This window comes from Streptomyces sp. NPDC044044, assembly GCF_056434405.1.
The window spans coordinates 156,370-174,354 of the sequence record NZ_JBWKFG010000004.1; the positions used below are offsets into that span (position 1 = coordinate 156,370).

Sequence of the window (17,985 nt, forward strand, 5' to 3'; positions counted from 1 at the left end):
AAGCGACCCCCGAACGGTGCAACCCCCCATAGCGACCTCACGGTTCCGCACCCTGACGAGTTGGAGCACGCATGCCCCAGCACGTGCCTTCTCCGCTGCGCGACGCCGCCCCTCGGGTCGCGCAACGGCTTCCGGCACCTCCCCCGCAGCCGAGCCGGATCGTTTTTCTCGCCCGGCGCGACCTCGGAAACCCGGCCGCGGGCGGATCCGAACTGCTCGTCGACCGGCTGGCCGACGGACTGAGCAAACTCGGCCACGAGGTCACCCTCCTGTGCGGGGGACCGGCCGCCTTCCGCGACTACCGCGTCGTGTCGGCCGGCGGGGACCTCGGGCACTATCTGCGCTCGCGCTCCGCCTTCACCCGGCAGGTCGGCGACTGCGACCTGCTGGTCGAGGTCTGCAACGGCATGCCGTACCTGGCGCCGCTGTGGCACCGCGGGCCCACGCTGTGCCTGGTCAACCACGTCCACACCGATCTGTGGGGGATGCGCTTCCAGGGTGCGCTCGCCCCCGCGGCCCGGCTCGGACGAAGACTCGAACACTGGTCGCTCTCCGGTGCCCAGCGGGGCAATCTCCTGGTGGCCGTCTCGCCGTCGACGGCCACCGCCCTGCGCGCGATAGGCGTGGAGCGTGAGCGAATACGCATAGTCCACAACGGGGTCGAGGAGCCGGGTCCGCTCCATCCCCGCTCGGACGAGCCGATGTTCCTGGCGATGGGACGGCTCGTCGAGTACAAGCGCATCGATCTGCTCCTTCGCCTCTGGGAGCGCGTCAGACCCGTCACCGGAGGACGTCTGGTGATCGTGGGCGACGGGCCCGAGCTGGAGCGGCTGCGGCAACTCGCCGGTCCCGGCGTGGAGTTCAAGGGCCATGTCTCCGAGGCGGAGAAGCACCGGCTGCTCTGCGAGGCGTGGATGCTCCTGCATCCCTCGGCCGTGGAGGGCTGGGGCCTTGTCATCACCGAGGCGGCGACCCGCTCGACCCCGGCGATCGGCTTCGACGTACCGGGCGTGCGTGACTCCATCGAGGACGGCGTGACCGGGCTGCTCGCCCGGGGCGAGAGTTCCTTCGCCGCCGCCTGGTGCACCCTGGCGCTGAGCTCCGAGCGCCGCAGGGCGTTCGGCAAGGCCGCAGGTGAGCGGGCCACCAGCTACCGGTGGGCCAATTCCGTGCGCGAGTTCCAGGCGGTGGCCTCCGAGGCGATCGTCACCCACCGGACATCCCAGGGGTCCGTGTGAAGGACCCGTCCCTGCGCCGTTCCGTCACCCTCTTCCGGGCCTTCCTGCGCGAGCAGCAAGAGCCCGAGCGGTGTTACACCCTGCTCGCCCGTGACGCCGCCGACCAGGTCGAGGCCTATGGACCGGTCAGGGACCGCGTCGTCGTCGATGTCGGCGGCGGCGGCGGTTACTTCACCGAGGAGTTCCGGCGGCGCGGCGCGCAGAGTTTCCTCTTCGAGCCGGATCCGGCCGAGCTGGGCGCCAAGCCGCCGGAGGGGTCGGTCGTCGCCGACGGTTACCTGCTGCCGCTGGCGGACGGCGTCGCCGATGTCACCTTCTCCTCCAACGTCCTTGAGCACGTGGACGATCCGCAGACGTTCCTCAGCGAGATGGTGCGGGTGACCAGGCCGGGCGGCCTGATCTATGTCTCCTTCACCAACTGGTACTCGCCGTGGGGCGGGCACGAGTGGGCGCCCTGGCACTACCTCGGCGGCGCCCGCGCGCGGGCCCGCTATGAACGACGTACCGGAAAGACAGCCAAACACACGCTCGGCGAGAACCTCTTCGCTCACCACGTCGGCCCGACCCTGCGCCAAGTGCGGGCGAGGGAAGACGTGTCCGTCGTGTCCGCACGGTCCCGCTACTGGCCGTTCCTGGCCGGTGGCATCACCAAAGTGCCGGGTGTACGCGAGTTCGCCACCTGGAATCTCCTCCTCATCCTCAGGCGGTGTCCATGACCACGGTCCAGGCCCCACCCCCGGCGGCAGTCCGTCCAACGGCTGACGCCCCCGAACCCGGCAGAGGGCCGCGCTCCAAGCGCTGGCTCCTCGGGTTCTGGGCCGTGGTCTTCGTCCTCTTCCTGGCCGTGAAGCCGGGGCGGATGACGTTCGACACCAAGCTGGGGGTCGCCGTCGACCCCTGGCAGTTCCTCTCCGACCTGGGCCAGCTGTGGCACGACCGGGGCGGGTTCGGCGGGATCCAGGACCAGTACGTCGGCTATACGTGGCCGATGCTGCCGTTCTACGGCCTCGCGGACCTCGTCCAGCTCCCGGTGTGGCTCGCGGAGCGGCTCTGGCTCTCGCTGATCGTGGCCACCGCTTTCTGGGGTGCGCTGCGGCTGGCCGAGCGGCTGCGGATCGGCAGCAGTTCGAGCCGCCTGATCGGCGCGGTGGCGTACGCCCTGTGGCCGACGTTCACGGTCGTCGTCGGGTCGACGTCGGCGGCGGCGCTGCCCGGCGCTCTGCTGCCCTGGGTGCTGCTCCCGCTGACGAACGACCGGATCAGCGCACGGTCGGCGGCCCTGCGGTCCGCGCTCGTCATCCCCTTCATGGGCGGCGTGAACGCGGCGGCGACGCTGGCGTCCCTGCTGCCGGTGGGCCTGTACCTCCTGTCGAGACCGAACGGCCCGCGCAAGCGGAAGCTGATCACCTGGTGGGTGCCCGGCGTCCTGCTCGCCACCGCCTGGTGGGTGGTGCCGCTGTTGATGCTCGGCATCTACGGCGAGAACTTCCTTCCCTACGTGGAGAATTCGGCCACCACGACCGGCACGATGTCGGCCACGGAGACCCTGCGCGGCGCCGGCAACTGGGTCGCGTACCTGCACTTCGGCGAGGCATGGCTGCCCGCGGGCTGGACCGTCGCGACGTCCGTGGTCGTCGTGGTCTGCTCGGCGCTCGCCGCGGCGCTCGGCCTCGCCGGGCTCGCGCGGCGCGATCTGCCCGAGCGGCGCTGGCTGGTCCTGACCGTGCTCTCGGTCGTGCTCGTCACGCTCGCCGGGTACGGCGGCGCGTTCGGGGCGCCCTTCCACGAGACGGTGCAGTCCTGGCTGAACGGCGGGCTCGTCCCCTTCCGCAACATCTACAAGTTCCAGACGGGCCTCGCGCTCGCCCTTGTCCTCGGCCTGATGCATCTCGTGGGCGTGGCCGCGCAGTCGCGCGGGGCCCGGCCGGTGCGGGGGCGCAAGTTCGCCCCGCTGATCGCCGCCCTGCTGGTGCTTCCTGGGCTCGCCTTCCCCTACCTGAACGGCTCGATCCTCCAGCCGGGTTCGTTCCAGAAGCTGCCCAACTACTGGGAGGCGACGGGCGACTGGCTGAAGAAGTACTCCCCCGACTCCCGCGCGCTCGTGGTGCCCGCCACCGCGCACGGCATCTACACCTGGGGCTCGCCCATCGACCAGCCCCTCGACGTGCTCGCCGAGTCGCGCTGGGCGCAGCGGGACTACGTCCCGTTCGGCACGCCCGGCAACCGGCGCGCGATGGACGCGGTGGAGCAGTCGCTCGCGACGGGCGGCGCGGTCCCCGGTCTGCGCGACTATCTGACGCGCGCGGGCCTGTACTACGTCGTCGTACGCAATGACCTCGACCCCGACCAGATCGGGAACGTGCCGACCGCGACCGTGAAGCGGACCCTGGAGGAGTCGGGCTTCGACCGCGTGAAGGGCTTCGGTCCGACGGAGACCGGCGGGACGATCCCCGAGGACACGCCCCTCCAGGTCGAGGGCCTCTACCCGCGCGAGCGCGCGGTGGAGATCTACGCCCCGAGCTCGGGCGCCGAGCGGCCCGGGCAGGCCGGGATCAAGCCGGTCTCCAACACGGCCGTGGTGAGCGGCGGCCCCGAGTCGCTGCTCCAGCTGTCCGCCGACCCCTCGATGCGCGACCGCCCCTCCGTCCTGACGGGCGACAACCACCCGGGCGTCGGAACTCCCGGTCTGCAGGCGGTCGGTGACGGTCTGCGCCGCGCGGACACGCGCTTCGGCCTGGTCAACTCCAACACCTCCTATACGTACACACCGGGCGAACGCAACGCGAGCGACGCGCTCCAGGAGCCGGGCAAGAAGCCGCACCAGATCCTGCCCACCAAGGGGATCGAGCACCAGACGACGGCGGTGCTGCGCGGCGCGAAGTCCGTGACGGCGTCGAGCTACGGCAACTGGCTCTTCCACCTGCCGCAGTACGACCCCGTGAACGCCTTCGACGGCAACCCCGCCACCTCGTGGGCCGAGGGCAGCCCCGGAAAGCCGAAGGGTGCCTGGATCAAGGCGGAGTTCCGGTCGAAGGAGTCGATTCCCTCCTCGATCCGGGTCATCCCGCTGCCGCAGGAGGGCGTGCGGGCCGCGCCGACGCGGGTGAAGGTGGAGACGGAGCAGGGCAGCCGCACGAGTTCGCTGCAGCCCAACGGCATGCGGCAGAGCATCAAGGCCCCCGCCGGTGATTCGAGCTGGCTGAAGGTCACCATCCTCGACGCGCAGATCGGCCACGAGGGCCTGACGGGCGCGGGGTTCTCGGAGATCACCGTTCCGGGTGTGCGCGTGACGAAGCTGCTCCAGCTGCCCAAGGACACCGGGGCCGACGCCAGTCGTGAGGGCGCCGCGGGCGCCGACGCGACGACGTACTCGATGCACCGTTCCTCCGACCCGAGCGCGCTGTCGCCGGTCAACTCCGAGGCGGGGCTGCACCGCCGCTTCGAGACTCCGGCCGAGGGCGAGTACGAGGTGAGTGCGAGCGCGGTCGCCGTGCCGGGGTCCGAGCTGGACAAGCTGCTCTACAAGGTGGCTCCGGAGCAGAAGGACCAGATCGTCGCGAGCGCCGACTCGACGTCGAAGCTCGGCGGCAGCCTGTCGCCGCGCAACCTCACGGACGGCGATCTGACGACGGCCTGGATCGCCGGTGACAGTCCGGTGGTCCATCTGAAGTGGAAGGGCAAGCAGCCGATCGGGGAGATCGTCCTTCCGGCGGCGGGCGGGCTCTCGACGCGGCCCGAGAAGATCGAGATCAGCTCGCCGGACGGCGCGGCGATCGCCGGGGTCGACGAGAACGGCAACGCCCGGTTCTCGCCGATCACCACGGACGAGCTGACGATCACGATCACCGAGACCGCGCCGCTGACGGTCCACAACCCGGTGGCGGACGACGACCTGCAGCTGCCGGTGGGCCTCACCGAGGTCTACGTCCCGGCCCTGGACAAGTACCGCACGAAGCAGCCCGCGGCCTCGGAGAAGTTCGAACTCGCCTGCGGTCAGGGCCCGGAGCTCGCGATCGACGGCAAGCTGTACGCGACGAGCGCCAAGGGTTCCGTACGGGATCTGGTCGAGCGGCGGCCCATCGAGGTGACGCTCTGCTCGCGCGGCACGGAGAACACGAAGGTCTCTCTCGGCTCCGGCGAGCACACCGTCGAGGCCGGGGACGCGGGTCCGCTCACCCTCATGGACGTCTCGCTGACGCAGGGGACGCCGGGCGCGATCGACGAGGAGTCCCGCTCCCTGAACATCAAGGACTGGCTTGGCGACCGGCGCGAGATCGCGGTGGGCGCGGGCGCGGCCTCCTATCTCTCGACGTACGAGAACATCAACGACGGCTGGAAGGCGACGCTCAACGGCAAGGAGCTGTCGTCCGTACGCCTCGACGGCTGGCAGCAGGGCTTCCTGGTCCCCAAGGGCGAGGGCGGCACGGTCAAGCTGAGTTACGAGCCGTCGCGGATCTACGAGATCGGCCTGATCGGCGGCGGTGTCGCCGTCCTGGCCCTGCTCGCCCTGGTCCTGATCCGGCGCCGCGAGCCGAACCCGGACGGTCCCGACCTGGCGCCGCCCGCACCCGGTCTGATCCTGGGCACGGTGGCGCTGACGCTGGTGGCCGCGGTGATCGCGGGCTGGTTCGCGCTGCTCGTGCCCGCGCTCGCCCTCCTCGCGTGGCGCCGTCACGCGCTGCTCGTCCCGCTCGCCTTCGTGGCGATGGCGGGGGCGGGGATCGTGGCGGCGGTGGGAGCCGGTGAGCCGACGACGTCGGACGCGGGTGCGTTCAGCCCGGCCGCCCAACTCCTGGCGCTCATCGCGCTGTTCGCGGCACTGGTCAGTGTGCGGGGCAGCGCCGCGGAGGCGCCGGCAGCGTACGGACCCGGGTCCGAGTCCGGGGACACGGGCGGAGGTGGCGAGGCAGCTCCGTGGAGTCCGCCTCCCCACCAGCCACCACCGCCCGCGGCTCCCCCGGTGGCGCCTCAGCCGCTGGGTCCTGACCGGGATCTGGGCACGACGCCGCTGCCGCGCAGGACGCGCGGCGAGAACGGACCGGGCTCCGGTGCCGGCGGCAGTGGGGGCGGCGGTGCGAGCGGCAGCCAGGATGCCGGTGGCGCACCGCAGGCGGCCACCAGCTCCACCATCTCCGCCAGGGGCCCCGCCTCCGCCCAGCCCGAACCGACGCCGTCGGGCACGCGGACCACGCGGACCACGCGCTTCAGGCGGCGCAGGCCAAGGTCGGCGGAGGGGCTCGCGGGAGCCGCGGCGCCCTCCGCCCCCGGGGAGGACACAGAACGATGACCGCACTCGATCACCCGGCACGTCACGCGGACGGACCCGAACGGCCCCCGGAGCGCGTGCCGTTCCCCGTCGTCGACGAGGTCGCCAGGCACTGCCTCCAGGAGGAGGAGCCGGAGACGGTACACATCGAGGTCCACCTGCCGGGCACCCCGGACCCGGCCCGCCTGAAAGCCGCGTTCAACGAGGCCCTGCGCCGCCACCCGCGCATCCTGATGCGGGAGGCGCGGGGGCCTTGGTACCGCCGCCGCTACGAATGGGAACTGACGGCGGAGCCGGACGTGGAGGTGGTGACGTTCCCGTCCCCGGAACGGGACGCCCTGAAGAAGGCCCGCGTCCGCTCCCTGTCCGAAGCCCCACCACTCTCGGCTTCACCCCCGATCCGCCTGGAGGTGATCGCCGCCTCCGGCGGGAGTGACGGTCGGGGCACCGGGGACACCTCCGGCGGGGGCAGTGCGAATGCCCCCGGCGGGAGCGTCACGCCGGGCGCCGCCCAGGGAGGCGCCCCGGCCTCGCCCGGCGGGGAGACCGGCGCGGGCGACGCGGCCACGTCGAACGGCGCACGCACCTCGGACAACAACCCGGCGGCCGCCGAGCCGGGCACAGCCACCGCAAGCGCGGAGACGGACGCGCCCGACTCCACCAGCCCCGGCGCCCCGGGAATCACCCTCCCCGAAGGCACCCCGCCTGCCACCCCCGGCAGCGCGGGCAGCACGGCCGGTGCAGGCAGCGCGGCGAGTGCAGGCAGCACAGCCGGTGCAGGCGACACGGCGAGTGCAGGCAGCACGCCCGGTGCAGGAGGCACGGCGAGTGCAGGCAGCACGGCGGACGCCGCCGCATCCGGCGCCCCGGGAATCACCCTCCCCGAAGGCACCCCGCCTGCCGCCCCCGGCAGCGCAGGCGGCACGACGGGTGCAGGCGACACAGCGAGTGCAGGCAGCACGCCCGGTGCGGGCGACACGGCGAGTGCAGGCGGCACGGCGGACGCCGCCGCATCCGGCACCCCGCGAATCACCCGCCCCGAAGGCACCCCGCCTGCCGCCCCCGGCAGCGCGGGCGACACGGCCGGTGCGGGCGACACGACGGGTGCGGGCGACACGGCCGGTGCAAGCGGCACGGCGAGTGCAAGCAGCACGGCGGACGCCGCCGCATCCGGCACCCCGCGAATCACCCGCCCCGAAGGCACCCCTCCCGGCTCAGGGCGTCCCGCCGGTGCAGGTGGCGCGGCAGGTGGTTCCGGGCGGCCCGTCAGTGGCAGTGTTCTCTTCCTCACCATCAATCACACCGCCCTCGACGGCCCCGCCTGCCTCCGCGTTCTCGCGACCGCCGCCGAGCTGTACGGCGGGCAGGACAACTCCCCCGCCGCGCCCCCGCTGCGTACGCCCTCGTCCTCCGCTCCCGAGAGTGCCGCGGACGTCGGCGACCCGCCCTCCGGCTGGGCTCCTCCCGCCCGCGTCCAGCGCGGCACCCCCGAGCCCTCCCCCGGCAACGGCATGCTCGTCGCCGAGCTGTCCGTGCCGCGGCGGCCCAAGGGGGCTCCGTTCACCGTGAACGATCAGCTCATGGTGGCGACCGCGCTGATGATCGCCCACTGGAACCGGGAGCACGGGGCCCGGCCGAAGCCGTTCCGGATCACCATGCCCGTCGACGACCGGACCCGGGACATGGACATGCCCATCGGGAACGGCACGCGGCTCGTCGAAGTGCCGTTCAGTGCCGATGAATTGACCTCCGAGGACTGGGGGCCGAAGGACATCGGCGCCCTCCTGCGCCGCACCGCCGACCGCACCCGCGCCCTCAAGGCCCTCCCCCGGCCCCAACTCGGCCGCGGCGCGGCCCTCCTGACCTCGCCCGTCCTGCCCGTCGCCCTCAGGGCCGCCGTCACGCGCGGCCTGCGCAGAGCCGCGGCGCCCTGGACCTCCACCACACTGCTCAGCAACATCGGGCGCGTTCCGTACTCCCTCGACTTCGGTGACGCGGGACGCGCGCACGCCGTCTGGTTCTCCGCCCCCGCCCGCCTGCCGCGCGGCCTGACCGTGACCACGGCGTCCACCGCGGGACGCCTGCACGTCGCCCTTCGCTGGTCGAAGTCCCTGCTCAGCAGCGGCGACGGAGCCCATCTGCGCGACCTCTTCGAGCACTACCTCCACGCCACGGAGCACACGGAGCACACGGAGGAGGGGACCACGCCGTGACCAGTACCAGCACCAGGACCAGCACGAGCACCGCGCCCCGCGACCTGCGGGACTTCTACGAGGACCCCTCCGTCCCCGTCGCGTCCGGCGACGCCCGCAGCCTGCGCCAGGCCCGGATGCTCGCCGACGCCATCGGCCCCGCCACCGCCCGCACCTGTGTCGTCCTCGACATCGGCTGCGGCGACGGCACCGCGGCGGCGGCCGCCGCCCCGTTCCTCGCGGGCCATCGCGTCGTCGGCGTCGACTGGTCCCAGGACGCCCTCAAGCGGGCGCACGCACATCTTCCGTACGTCGTACGCGGTGAACTCACCGACGGAGGGCTCCCGTTCGGCGACGGTTCCGCCGACGCCGTCCTCTTCAGCGAGGTCATCGAGCATCTCGTCGATCCCGACAGCGCTCTCGACGAACTGCGGAGAGTGCTCAGGCCAGGGGGGCATCTGATGCTGTCCACACCCAACCTCGCCGCCTGGTACAACCGCGGGCTCCTGCTCGCAGGCGTGCAGCCCGTCTTCTCCGAGGTCAGTCTGCGCGGCATCCACGGGAGGCCGGGGAGCGAAGTCGTGGGGCATCTGCGGCTCTACACCGCCCGCGCGCTGCGGGAGTTCGTCGCCGCGTCCGGCTTCGACGTGGTGCGGGTCGCCGGTGCGCCCTTCCACGGCGTACCGCGTCCGCTGCGCGCCCTGGACCGGCTCGCCTGCGCCGTGCCGAGCGCCTCGTCGATCCTGCTGCTGCACGCCCGAAGGACGTAAGGCATGTGGTGGGGTGTGGCCGCGGCCCTCCTTGCGAACGTCCTCTACAGCACCGGGTTCGTCCTGGAGAAACGTGCCCTCACCGCGATGCCGTCCGTCAGCGTGCGCAGTCCGGCACGGCTGCTGCGGCAGGTCGTCTCCAGCCCGCTGTGGATCGGCGGATCGCTCGCGCTCGCCGCCGGGTTCGGCGCGCAGCTCGCCGTCTACCGGACGCTGCCGATCGCCGCCGCGCAGGGCATCTTCGTCTCCGGGCTCGTGCTCCTGCTGCTGCTCTCCTCCGTGCTGCTCGGGGAGCAGACGTCGGGGCGCGAGCGGTACGCCGTCGGGGCCATCCTCCTCGCGCTGCTCATGGTCGTCCTCTCGCTGAGCGAGGACGCGGACACCGTGAGCCGCAGCGCGCCCGTACCGCTCGTCCTCACGGTCTGTCTGCCCTCGCTCGCGGCGGGAGTCCTGCTCTACGGATCGGCCGAGCGGCGGGCCAAGCACCGGCACCGGCTCCCGACGACCGGGGTCGAGTACGGCGTCGCCGTCGGGCTCCTCTACGGCGTGAGCTCGCTCGCCATCAAGGGCGTGTCCAGCTATCTGACCACGCAGGATCTGGGCTCCGCGCTGCTCGACCTGCTGCGCTCCCCGTATCCGTATCTCCTGCTGTTCACCGGCGCGTTCGGCCTGGTCATGTCGCAGGCGGCGCTGCAGCGCTGCCGGGCCTCTCTCATAGTCCCCGTGTGCACGACGGTTACCGCGCTCTTCACCGCGGTACTCGGGACCCTGGCGTTCGGCGAGCCGCTGCCCGAGGAGCCGCTGCGGCTCGCCCTGCGGATCGCGGGCACGGCGCTCGCGGTGTCCGTGCTCCTCGCCATGCCCAAGCACGACGCACCCCCGCCTCAACCGACGCCCCCGACCAAGGAGTTGACGAGCTGATGAACCCCGAAGACCCGCTTCTGAAGATCCTGGCCTGTCCGCTGGACAAGGGGCCGCTGCATCTCCTGGAGCCCGCGGAACCCCTCGTGCCGCACGAGGTCCTCTACAACCCGCGCCTGCGCCGCCGCTACCCGATCATCGACGGCATACCGCAGCTGCTGCCCTCGTCGGGAGAGCAGATGTCGGAGGACGAGCACGAGCAGCTCCTGAAGCGGATCTCCCCGTGACGGGGCCCGAAAGGTCCGCGGCCAAGCCCCACAAGACCGTGGCCGCCCGCCTCGCCCCGCACCTCCCCGCCCGGCTGATCGCCTCCCTGGCCCGCCTCGTCTACCCCCGCTTCGAACCGGAGCTGGCCCGCCTCTCCGACCTCTGCCCGCGCGGCTGCTCCACGGCGGTGGACGTCGGCGGCTGGTACGGCCCCTGGTCGCGCCGCCTGGCCTCGCGTGCGCGCCGCGTGGTGACCGTGGAGCCCGTCCCGCATCTGGCAAGGCTCCTGGAGACCTCAACGCCCGCCAACGTCCGGGTGATCCAGGCCGCCGCCACCGACCGCCCCGGCACGGCCAGGCTCTGGCTGCCGCAGGGCGACCGTGGGGACCGCGGGGTCTCCTCGCTCATCCGCAGGGACATCCACGCCAAGGCGGTCGAGGTGCCCTGCCTCACCCTGGACGGGCTCGGCCTGCGCGACGTCGACTTCATCAAGATCGACGTGGACGGCAACGAACTGCCGGTCCTGCACGGCGCCCACGATCTGCTCACGCGTGACCGCCCGGCCCTCTTCATCGAGCTGGAGTCCCGTATCCAGCCGATCAAACCGATCATCGAGCTGCTCACCCGGCACCACGGCTACCAGGGCTGGGTCCTGCCCCACGACACGTGGCTGCCGCTGGTCGGCTTCGACCTGGAGGCGCACCAGAACGACACGTCGTACGTCGTGTCGCAAGGGCTGCTGCGCAGGGTGCTCACGCCGCGCAGGCCCCGGTACGTCAACTCGGTGCTCTTCCTTCCCGACGGGCGCCGCCCGGGAGCCGCGGTGGTGCGCGACCATGGAGCGCATGTCCGCTAGCTCCGCCCACGGCCCCACCTCATCGGGCCCGTTCACCCCTCTCGACTTCCAGCTGGTCCTGTTGCGCCGCATGGCCGACCACAATCCGGACCTGGTGGAGGCGGCCCGCCACGAGCTCGGCGTCTCCATCGCGCAGATGCGCGAGGCCAACCGCCGCTGGCAGGCGATGAGCCGCTCGGCCGGCTCGCGCGGGGCGGTCTCCCGCTACCGCTCGGTGCTCGGCGCCCCCGAGGCCACCGTGCCCCGCCGGATCGGCGACCTGGAGTGCGAGGCCCTGCTGTGGCCGGTGCCGCTCTGGCCGGACCTGCGCTTCGAGGTCCTGCGCGCACCGAACGGCGCGGTGTGGAACGAGTGGCTGATCCGTGCGCCCGGCGCCCCGGGGCCGACGCTCCATACGCTGGACGACCTCACCCCCTGGTCGTGCACGGTGGACGAGGCCGCCCGCGCGTTCGCCCCGGCCCGCCCGATGGAGGGCACGGCGCCCACGCGCTGGCGGCTCGCCTTCACCGCGCCGGACGGGGCCGGTCAGCCGCGGCGCTGCGTCGCGGAGTTCACCTGGGGGCTGCTGCAGCGGCTCTCGCTGCCGGACTCCCCCGACGGCGGCTGACGCCTCAGGGCCACCGCCCCCACCATCAGCGCCAGGGTCACCAGGAGCGCGCTCACCCACAGCGGCGAGCGGTGGCCGAGCCCCGCCGAGAGGGCGATGCCGCCGCCCACGGGACCGATCGCGGCGCCCACGTTCAGCGCGGCCGTGGCGAAGCCGCCCGCGAGCGTGGGGGCGCCGGTCGCCGCGTACAGCGCCTGGGTGATCAGCGCGGAGCCGACGCCGAAGGACAGCGCGCCCTGGACGAGGACGAGTACGACGGCCGCCACCGGATTCCCGGCGGTCAGCGCGAACAGCACCCATCCGGCGAGCAGCGCCACCGCGCCCGTGAGCAGGAACGGCACGGGCCGCGCGTCGGCGAACCGCCCCGAGGCCGTGACCCCGACGAACGACCCCAGGCCGAAGAGCGCGAGCAGCGCGGGCACCCAGCTCTCCGAGAAACCGGTGACGTTGGTGATCACCGGCGAGAGATAGGTGAACGTGCAGAAGGTCGCGCCGTTCACCAGCGCCCCCAGGAGCAGGGTCACCAGGAGGCGCGGCGCACGCAGCGACCGCAGCTCCCCGCGCGCGCCGGCCCCCTTGCTGTCGGGCGCACCGGCGGGCACGGACCGCAGGATGGCGAGGAGGGCGGGCACCGACACCAGGGCCACCGCCCAGAAGGCGGACCGCCACCCCCAGAACTGCCCGAGCAGCGCGCCGCCGGGCACGCCCGCGACACAGGCGAGGGTGACGCCGCCGAGCAGCACGGACGTGGCCCGCCCCTTGGCGTTCGGTTCGACCATGCCGACGGCGGCGACCAGGGCCACCGCGAGGAACCCGGCGTTGGCGAGGGCGCCGACGACCCGGGTCGCGAGCAGCACGGCGAAGCTGCCGGTCAGCGCTCCGACGGCATGGACGAGCAGGAAGACGGCCAGGAGGGCAAGCAGCGCGGTCCTGTGCGGCCACCGGCGGCCGATGAGGGCCATCACCGGCGCACCGATGATCATTCCCACGGCGAAGGCCGAGGTCAGGGTGCCCGCGGTCGAGAGGGACACGTCGAGGTCGGCGGCGATGTCGGGGCCGAGACCGGAGAGCATGAACTCGGATGTGCCTTGCGCGAAGACGGCAAGGCCGAGCATGTAGAGAGCAAAGGGCATGAGAGGACTCCGCACCCACGTCAGGGGTCGACAAGGCGGCGGCTCAGCCGTGCGGCTGCCGCGCCAAGGAGAAAAGGGGATGTCGGTCCGCGCTTCGGCGATGGATCCGGTGACGTGAGAGAGGGCCACCGGACATGCCGGCCGGTGGCTAGAGTCTGTCGGACTCGGGACTGGACATGGCCGCAGGCTAATCAGGCCCCACGCACCACGTCCACCCGGTTAACTCGCGGCGGTCAGGATCTCCTCGGTCACGGCGGCCGACGAGTCCTGGTGCAGGAAGAGGAAGAGGTTCGGCTCGACGAGTTCGAGCTCCATGACGCAGGGCGCGCCATCCTCCGCGTCGTCGACGAGGTCCACGCGCGCGTACAGCAGCTCGGGCGAGCCCGGGACGGCGGCCAACGCCCGCTCGGCGAGGTCGAGTTCGGCCGGGGTCGGCTGCCATGGGCGCAGGTCGGGGTGCGGCATCTTCTCGTCGTCGTACGCCGTGCCGGGCGCGAGCACCGCGCCCTTCTGTATGGCGTGCAGGAACCGCCCGCCGACGTAGACGAGCGCGCGTTCGCCGGTCTCGTCGATGCGCGGCATGTAGGGCTGCACCATCGCGGTGAGGCCTTCGCCGTGCATGCGCTCGATGTGCGCCGCGGCGGCCTCGTACGCGCCCTTCTCGTAGCGGGCGGCGTAGCGCGCGCCCGCGCCGGACGTGGGCTTGACGACGAACTCGCCGTCGTCCGGTATCTCCACGGTGTCGCCGGGTGCCAGATAGCGGGTCGGCACGACGGGAATCCCGGCCGTCGCGAGATCCTCCAGGTACCGCTTGTCGGTGTTCCACCGCACCACGGACGCCGGATTGGCCAGGACGGTGAGCCGCGCGACACGGCCCGCCCAGGCCACGAACTCGGTGACGCGCTCGCTGTAGTCCCAGGCGGACCGGATGACGACGAGGTCGAAGCCCTCCCAGTCGACCCTTGGGTCGTCCCAGGACACGGTGGCGACTTCCGCGCCCGCCGCGCCGAGCGAACGTGCCAGCTCGGGGAGGTCACGGTCGAGGCCGGTCTCCAGCTGGGGCCTGCTGGTGACCAGGGCGATCGTGGGGCGGTCGGGTGACACGGAGGCCTCCAGGGTTCGATGATCCGCCCCGCAGGCTAACAACTTCTCGACGTGCTCCCGACAAGGCCCTTGCCCAGGTCAGCGCGGCGGTGCGGCGCCGCGATCAGTGGGGCCCCTCGACGAGCCGCAGCACGGCCCTGAGCCCCCGCACCGCACCCGGCACCGCACCCCCCGGCAGTACATAGGCCCGCAGCCCGGCGCCCGCGGCCCCGCCGTCCTTGGCGGGGTGGTCGCCGACCATCAGGGTGTCGGCAGGAGCCACGCCCAACTCCGCGCAGGCGTGGCCGAAGAGCCGCGGATGTCGTGTTCGTACGAGTGGACCCAGCTGCCGAACCAGCGGTCGAGGCCGTGCCGGGCGAACGTCGGCCGCAGATCCCAGCCGACGTCACTGACCACCCCGAGCTCGATGCCGCGCGCGTCGAGCTCGGCCAGGGTGCGCTCGGCGTCCGCGTACGGCAACCAGTGCTCGGGAGAACGGAGTTAATCGTAGAGAACCCCGGCGAAGGGGGCGAGAGCGGGAGCCGAGGCGTACCACGTGGTGAACGCGTGGCGGTGGGCCTTGGACGACACGTCGCGTGCGTGCTGGGCCTCGATCACGGCGGGGTCCGAGAGGCCCGCGGCGAGCGAGGTGAGGATGGCGTCCATCTCCCGCTCGCCCACCGGGTCGGGCAGTGCGGCGCGGATGCGGTCCTCGTACGACCGGACCTGGAACAGCGTCCCGGAGAAGTCGAAGAGCACTGCCCTGGGGCGCGTCACCGGGGCGGGGGCCACGGCGCGGAGCGGGCCCTCGGGGCCACAGACGGGCGGGAGCTGGGGAGTTGGCATGGGATCTCCCTATCGGCCGCCGCGTAAAGCCGCGATGAGGATCCGCGCGGCGCGACCTCGAACACGCGGCGCCCCGCTGGAGCGGGGCGCCGGTGCCGCATCCGCCCGGGGAGGACGCGGAGGACTCGGTCGAGGCACAGGCCTCAGAGGATGAAGACGCTCTGGGCCGTCTCCGTGTGGTACGTCTCGCCCGGGTGGACGAGCCACTCGACCTGGCCCGTGCAGCCGGGGCCGGAGTGCACCTCCGCGATCGCGTCGGTGTGGTTGGTCACCGAGGACGGGAACCAGTCGATGGGGTAGCAGCCGCTCGGATCCTCGTGCGCCTGGCCGTTGACGATCAGGACGCCCTCCGCCGCGTACGCCGATCCCGGCACCGCCACCGCCAGGCTCGCGGCGGCCGCGAGCGCCCCCAGGGCCACGGCCATGCGTCGTCGCATCATGGTGAGATCTCCATCCACCGTGCGGACCGCTCCCGACGCGACCCGCTGGGTCACCTACAGTATTGGATCAGACACTCTTCGTATCCGGCGCGTGGAGGCATCTGCCACTGACACGTGCGCCGTTCACTTCCCTTCACCGCTCGGTCACGCCACTCGCGCACCACGGTCACCAATCGGCCCAACTGGGCCATTTACAACGCGAGTTCGTATGATGCGGCCATGGCAAGTCACGGGGATCTCATAGCGGGGCGCTACCGCATCACGACGCCGCTCGGGCGCGGCGGCATGGGCACGGTCTGGCGGGCGGAGGACGATCTCCTGGGCCGCGCCGTCGCGGTGAAGGAGCTGCACGTCGACGCGGGACGGTCGGCCGCCGACGCGGCGGCCCTGCGCGAACGCACGCTGCGCGAGGCGCGCTCGGTCGCGCAGGTGAAGCACCCCGGCATCCTGGTCCTGCACGACGTCGTCCAGCACGCCGATCAGCCCTGGCTGGTGATGGAGCTGATCGACGGCCGCTCGCTCGCCGACCGGATGGCCCTGGAGGGCCCGGTCCCGCCCGCCGAGGCCGCCCGCATCGGCCTCGCCCTGATCGCCGCGCTGCGCGCCGCGCACACGGCCGGGGTGCTGCACCGCGACCTCAAGCCCGCGAACGTGCTCCTGGAGGCGGGCACGGAGCGCGCGGTGCTCTCCGACTTCGGGATCGCGCAGGTGGCCGGGCAGACGACGCTCACCGAGACGGGCGCGTTCGTCGGCTCGCCCGAGTACACCGCCCCGGAGCGCATGTCGGGCAAGCGCACCGGCCCCGAGTCCGATCTGTGGTCGCTCGGTGTGCTGCTCTGCGCCGCCGTGGAGGGCGAGTCACCGTTCCACCGCGACTCGGTGGCGGGGGTCCTGCACGCCGTCGTCATGGACGAGATCAGGATCCCGGACTCGGCGGGACCGCTGACTCCCGTCGTACGCGGCCTCCTCGAACGGGATCCCGAGCGGCGGCTCGGCGCCGACGAGGCCGAGCAGGCGCTGCGCGGCTTCCTGGTGGAGGAGCGGATGCCCACCGTGCCCCGCACGCCGGTGCCCGCCGAGCCCGCGCGGCCGTCACCGCCCGACGAAGCGATCGTGCTCGGCTCCGTCCCCGCGCCGGCCGCGCGCCCCCGGATCCGTACGGCACTCCTGGCCGGCGCACTGGTCGCCGCGCTCGCGGCGGGCGGCACCGGCACCTGGCTCCTGACCCGGGACGACTCCGGCACGAGGTCGGAGGCGAAGGGAAGCGGGGGCGCCGCGGACGAGGTGCGCGAGAAGCAGGAGACCAAGGAGCCGGGCAAGAAGCCGTCCAAGAGCGCCGACAAGCCGAAGAACCCCGGCAAGAACGGCAAGAAGAGCCCCGCCGCCCCCAAGCCCTCCCCCGAAGGCACCGGCAAGGCCACCCCGGCCGGCACGGCCGCCCCCGCCGATCCTGACGAGCCCGCCGACGACCCGGCCCCCGCGGGCTACCGGACGGTCTCCGACCCGACCGGCTTCAAGATGGTGACGCCCACCGGCTTCGCCCGCTCGTCCGAACCTCCCCGCGTCTTCTACAACTCGGCGGACAACGCCTTCCGCATCGGCGTCCACCCCCAGCCCCTGGCCCCGGAAGGACCGCTCGCGGTGATGCGGCAGGCACACAAGGACGGCCCGTCGGACTACCCCGGCTACCGCGACGGTTCGGTCCGGGAGACCACGCACAACGGCCACCCCGCGGCCGTCTGGGAGTTCACCTGGGACGGCGGCTCCGGGGACGGCGGGCCGCGCCGCACCTTCGACCTGAGCTGGGACGAGGGCGGCAAGATGTACGACCTGTGGGTCTCCGCGCCCGCCGGTCAGGCGGCGAAGGGCGAGCGTCACTTCGTCGAGGCGCACCGGTCCTTCACGCGGACGGGCTGACGGCCCTCAGGCGCCGCTCGCCCCGCGCATCAACTCGGCACGCAGCGTGGGCAGATGGCCGTGCTCCACGTCCTTCACGGCGGTGACCAGGGTGACCGGCCCGTCCGCCGCCAGTTCACGCAGGTGCTCGATGGCGTCCTGCTGCTCCGGCCCCGCGAGCTCGGCGCGGTAGCGGCGCCCGAACTCCTCGTACTGGTCGCGGTGTTGATGGAACCAGGTCCGCAGCTCGCCTGAGGGCGTGACCTCCTTGAGCCATTCGTCGACGGCCGCCCGCTCCTTGGAGACGCCGCGCGGCCAGAGCCGGTCGACCAGGACGCGCACGCCGTCCGCCTCGCCCGGCGGATCGTGCACACGGCGCACGGGGAACGTCTCGACGGCCTTCATGTGCCCATCGTCGCGCCCCTCCCGGCCCTTCGCATCTCGAAAATGCGAACAGGGGAGCAGTTGTTCCCTGGAACAGGTGATCGTCGCGCCAGGGATTGCATGTGACGCATGTGATTGACGATGAT

General features: G+C 72.6%; 16 protein-coding genes and 2 pseudogenes. 11 read left to right on the top strand and 7 right to left on the bottom strand.

The window, feature by feature from the left end; all coding sequences use genetic code 11:
* Nucleotides 1-71: 71 nt before the first annotated feature.
* From AC07AG_RS16475 to AC07AG_RS16520, 10 genes and pseudogenes are all read left to right on the top strand, one after another.
* Nucleotides 72-1,238, top strand: a complete 1,167-nt coding sequence (locus tag AC07AG_RS16475) for a glycosyltransferase family 4 protein (protein ID WP_478755790.1) — start codon at nucleotides 72-74, stop codon at nucleotides 1,236-1,238.
* Nucleotides 1,235-1,954 carry a class I SAM-dependent methyltransferase gene (locus AC07AG_RS16480; RefSeq protein WP_361057822.1) on the top strand — a complete coding sequence of 240 codons (720 nt, stop codon included), beginning with the start codon at nucleotides 1,235-1,237 and terminating at the stop codon, nucleotides 1,952-1,954. The genes AC07AG_RS16475 and AC07AG_RS16480 overlap by 4 nt, the downstream gene beginning before the upstream one ends.
* Complete coding sequence (locus AC07AG_RS16485) at nucleotides 1,951-6,525, top strand: DUF3367 domain-containing protein (RefSeq protein WP_478755791.1); 4,575 nt, start codon at nucleotides 1,951-1,953, stop codon at nucleotides 6,523-6,525. Before AC07AG_RS16480 ends, AC07AG_RS16485 begins: the two co-directional genes overlap by 4 nt.
* Nucleotides 6,522-6,924, top strand: a pseudogene (locus tag AC07AG_RS16490) (condensation protein); the annotation flags it as partial. The gene AC07AG_RS16485 and the pseudogene AC07AG_RS16490, both read left to right, overlap by 4 nt.
* Before the next feature lie 851 nt (nucleotides 6,925-7,775).
* Nucleotides 7,776-8,717 (top strand): annotated as a pseudogene (locus AC07AG_RS16495) (condensation protein); the annotation flags it as partial.
* The gene (locus AC07AG_RS16500) at nucleotides 8,714-9,466 is read left to right on the top strand and encodes a class I SAM-dependent methyltransferase (protein WP_478755792.1); all 753 of its coding nucleotides are present in this window, start codon (nucleotides 8,714-8,716) and stop codon (nucleotides 9,464-9,466) included. The pseudogene AC07AG_RS16495 and the gene AC07AG_RS16500, both read left to right, overlap by 4 nt.
* A gap of 15 nt (nucleotides 9,467-9,481) precedes the next feature.
* Nucleotides 9,482-10,387: a hypothetical protein gene (locus tag AC07AG_RS16505; protein WP_478756296.1), complete on the top strand. Its 906-nt coding sequence runs from the start codon at nucleotides 9,482-9,484 to the stop codon at nucleotides 10,385-10,387.
* Nucleotides 10,387-10,614 (top strand): Trm112 family protein, encoded by a 228-nt coding sequence (locus AC07AG_RS16510; RefSeq protein ID WP_478755793.1) that lies wholly within the window; start codon nucleotides 10,387-10,389, stop codon nucleotides 10,612-10,614. Before AC07AG_RS16505 ends, AC07AG_RS16510 begins: the two co-directional genes overlap by 1 nt.
* Nucleotides 10,611-11,450: an FkbM family methyltransferase gene (locus tag AC07AG_RS16515; protein WP_478755794.1), complete on the top strand. Its 840-nt coding sequence runs from the start codon at nucleotides 10,611-10,613 to the stop codon at nucleotides 11,448-11,450. The genes AC07AG_RS16510 and AC07AG_RS16515 overlap by 4 nt, the downstream gene beginning before the upstream one ends.
* Nucleotides 11,431-12,057 carry a hypothetical protein gene (locus tag AC07AG_RS16520; protein ID WP_478755795.1) on the top strand — a complete coding sequence of 209 codons (627 nt, stop codon included), beginning with the start codon at nucleotides 11,431-11,433 and terminating at the stop codon, nucleotides 12,055-12,057. The genes AC07AG_RS16515 and AC07AG_RS16520 overlap by 20 nt, the downstream gene beginning before the upstream one ends.
* On the opposite strand, the gene AC07AG_RS16525 is transcribed toward AC07AG_RS16520, so the two are convergent.
* The 6 genes from AC07AG_RS16525 to AC07AG_RS16550 all read right to left on the bottom strand — a co-directional run bounded on the left by AC07AG_RS16525 (nucleotide 11,976) and on the right by AC07AG_RS16550 (nucleotide 15,559).
* Nucleotides 11,976-13,190: a Cmx/CmrA family chloramphenicol efflux MFS transporter gene (locus AC07AG_RS16525; protein WP_478755796.1), complete on the bottom strand. Its 1,215-nt coding sequence runs from the start codon at nucleotides 13,188-13,190 to the stop codon at nucleotides 11,976-11,978. The genes AC07AG_RS16520 and AC07AG_RS16525 overlap by 82 nt on opposite strands.
* A gap of 219 nt (nucleotides 13,191-13,409) precedes the next feature.
* Entirely contained in the window at nucleotides 13,410-14,294 is an 885-nt protein-coding gene (locus tag AC07AG_RS16530) for an ATP-grasp domain-containing protein (RefSeq protein WP_478755797.1), read from the bottom strand.
* Between the two features lie 103 nt (nucleotides 14,295-14,397).
* Nucleotides 14,398-14,556, bottom strand: coding sequence for a hypothetical protein (locus AC07AG_RS16535; RefSeq protein WP_478755798.1), 159 nt, complete (start codon nucleotides 14,554-14,556; stop codon nucleotides 14,398-14,400).
* A complete protein-coding gene (locus AC07AG_RS16540) occupies nucleotides 14,535-14,753 on the bottom strand; it encodes an HAD family hydrolase (protein ID WP_478755799.1) in 219 nt (72 codons plus the stop codon). The genes AC07AG_RS16535 and AC07AG_RS16540 overlap by 22 nt, the downstream gene beginning before the upstream one ends.
* A gap of 21 nt (nucleotides 14,754-14,774) precedes the next feature.
* Entirely contained in the window at nucleotides 14,775-15,119 is a 345-nt protein-coding gene (locus tag AC07AG_RS16545; RefSeq protein WP_478755800.1) for a hypothetical protein, read from the bottom strand.
* 143 nt (nucleotides 15,120-15,262) lie between these two features.
* Nucleotides 15,263-15,559: a hypothetical protein gene (locus AC07AG_RS16550; RefSeq protein ID WP_478755801.1), complete on the bottom strand. Its 297-nt coding sequence runs from the start codon at nucleotides 15,557-15,559 to the stop codon at nucleotides 15,263-15,265.
* Nucleotides 15,560-15,778: 219 nt separating this feature from the next.
* Between AC07AG_RS16550 and AC07AG_RS16555 the strand changes: the two genes are divergently transcribed.
* Nucleotides 15,779-17,476: a serine/threonine-protein kinase gene (locus tag AC07AG_RS16555; protein ID WP_478755802.1), complete on the top strand. Its 1,698-nt coding sequence runs from the start codon at nucleotides 15,779-15,781 to the stop codon at nucleotides 17,474-17,476.
* Nucleotides 17,477-17,482: 6 nt separating this feature from the next.
* On the opposite strand, the gene AC07AG_RS16560 is transcribed toward AC07AG_RS16555, so the two are convergent.
* Nucleotides 17,483-17,860: a DUF488 domain-containing protein gene (locus AC07AG_RS16560; RefSeq protein ID WP_478755803.1), complete on the bottom strand. Its 378-nt coding sequence runs from the start codon at nucleotides 17,858-17,860 to the stop codon at nucleotides 17,483-17,485.
* Nucleotides 17,861-17,985 lie beyond the last annotated feature (125 nt).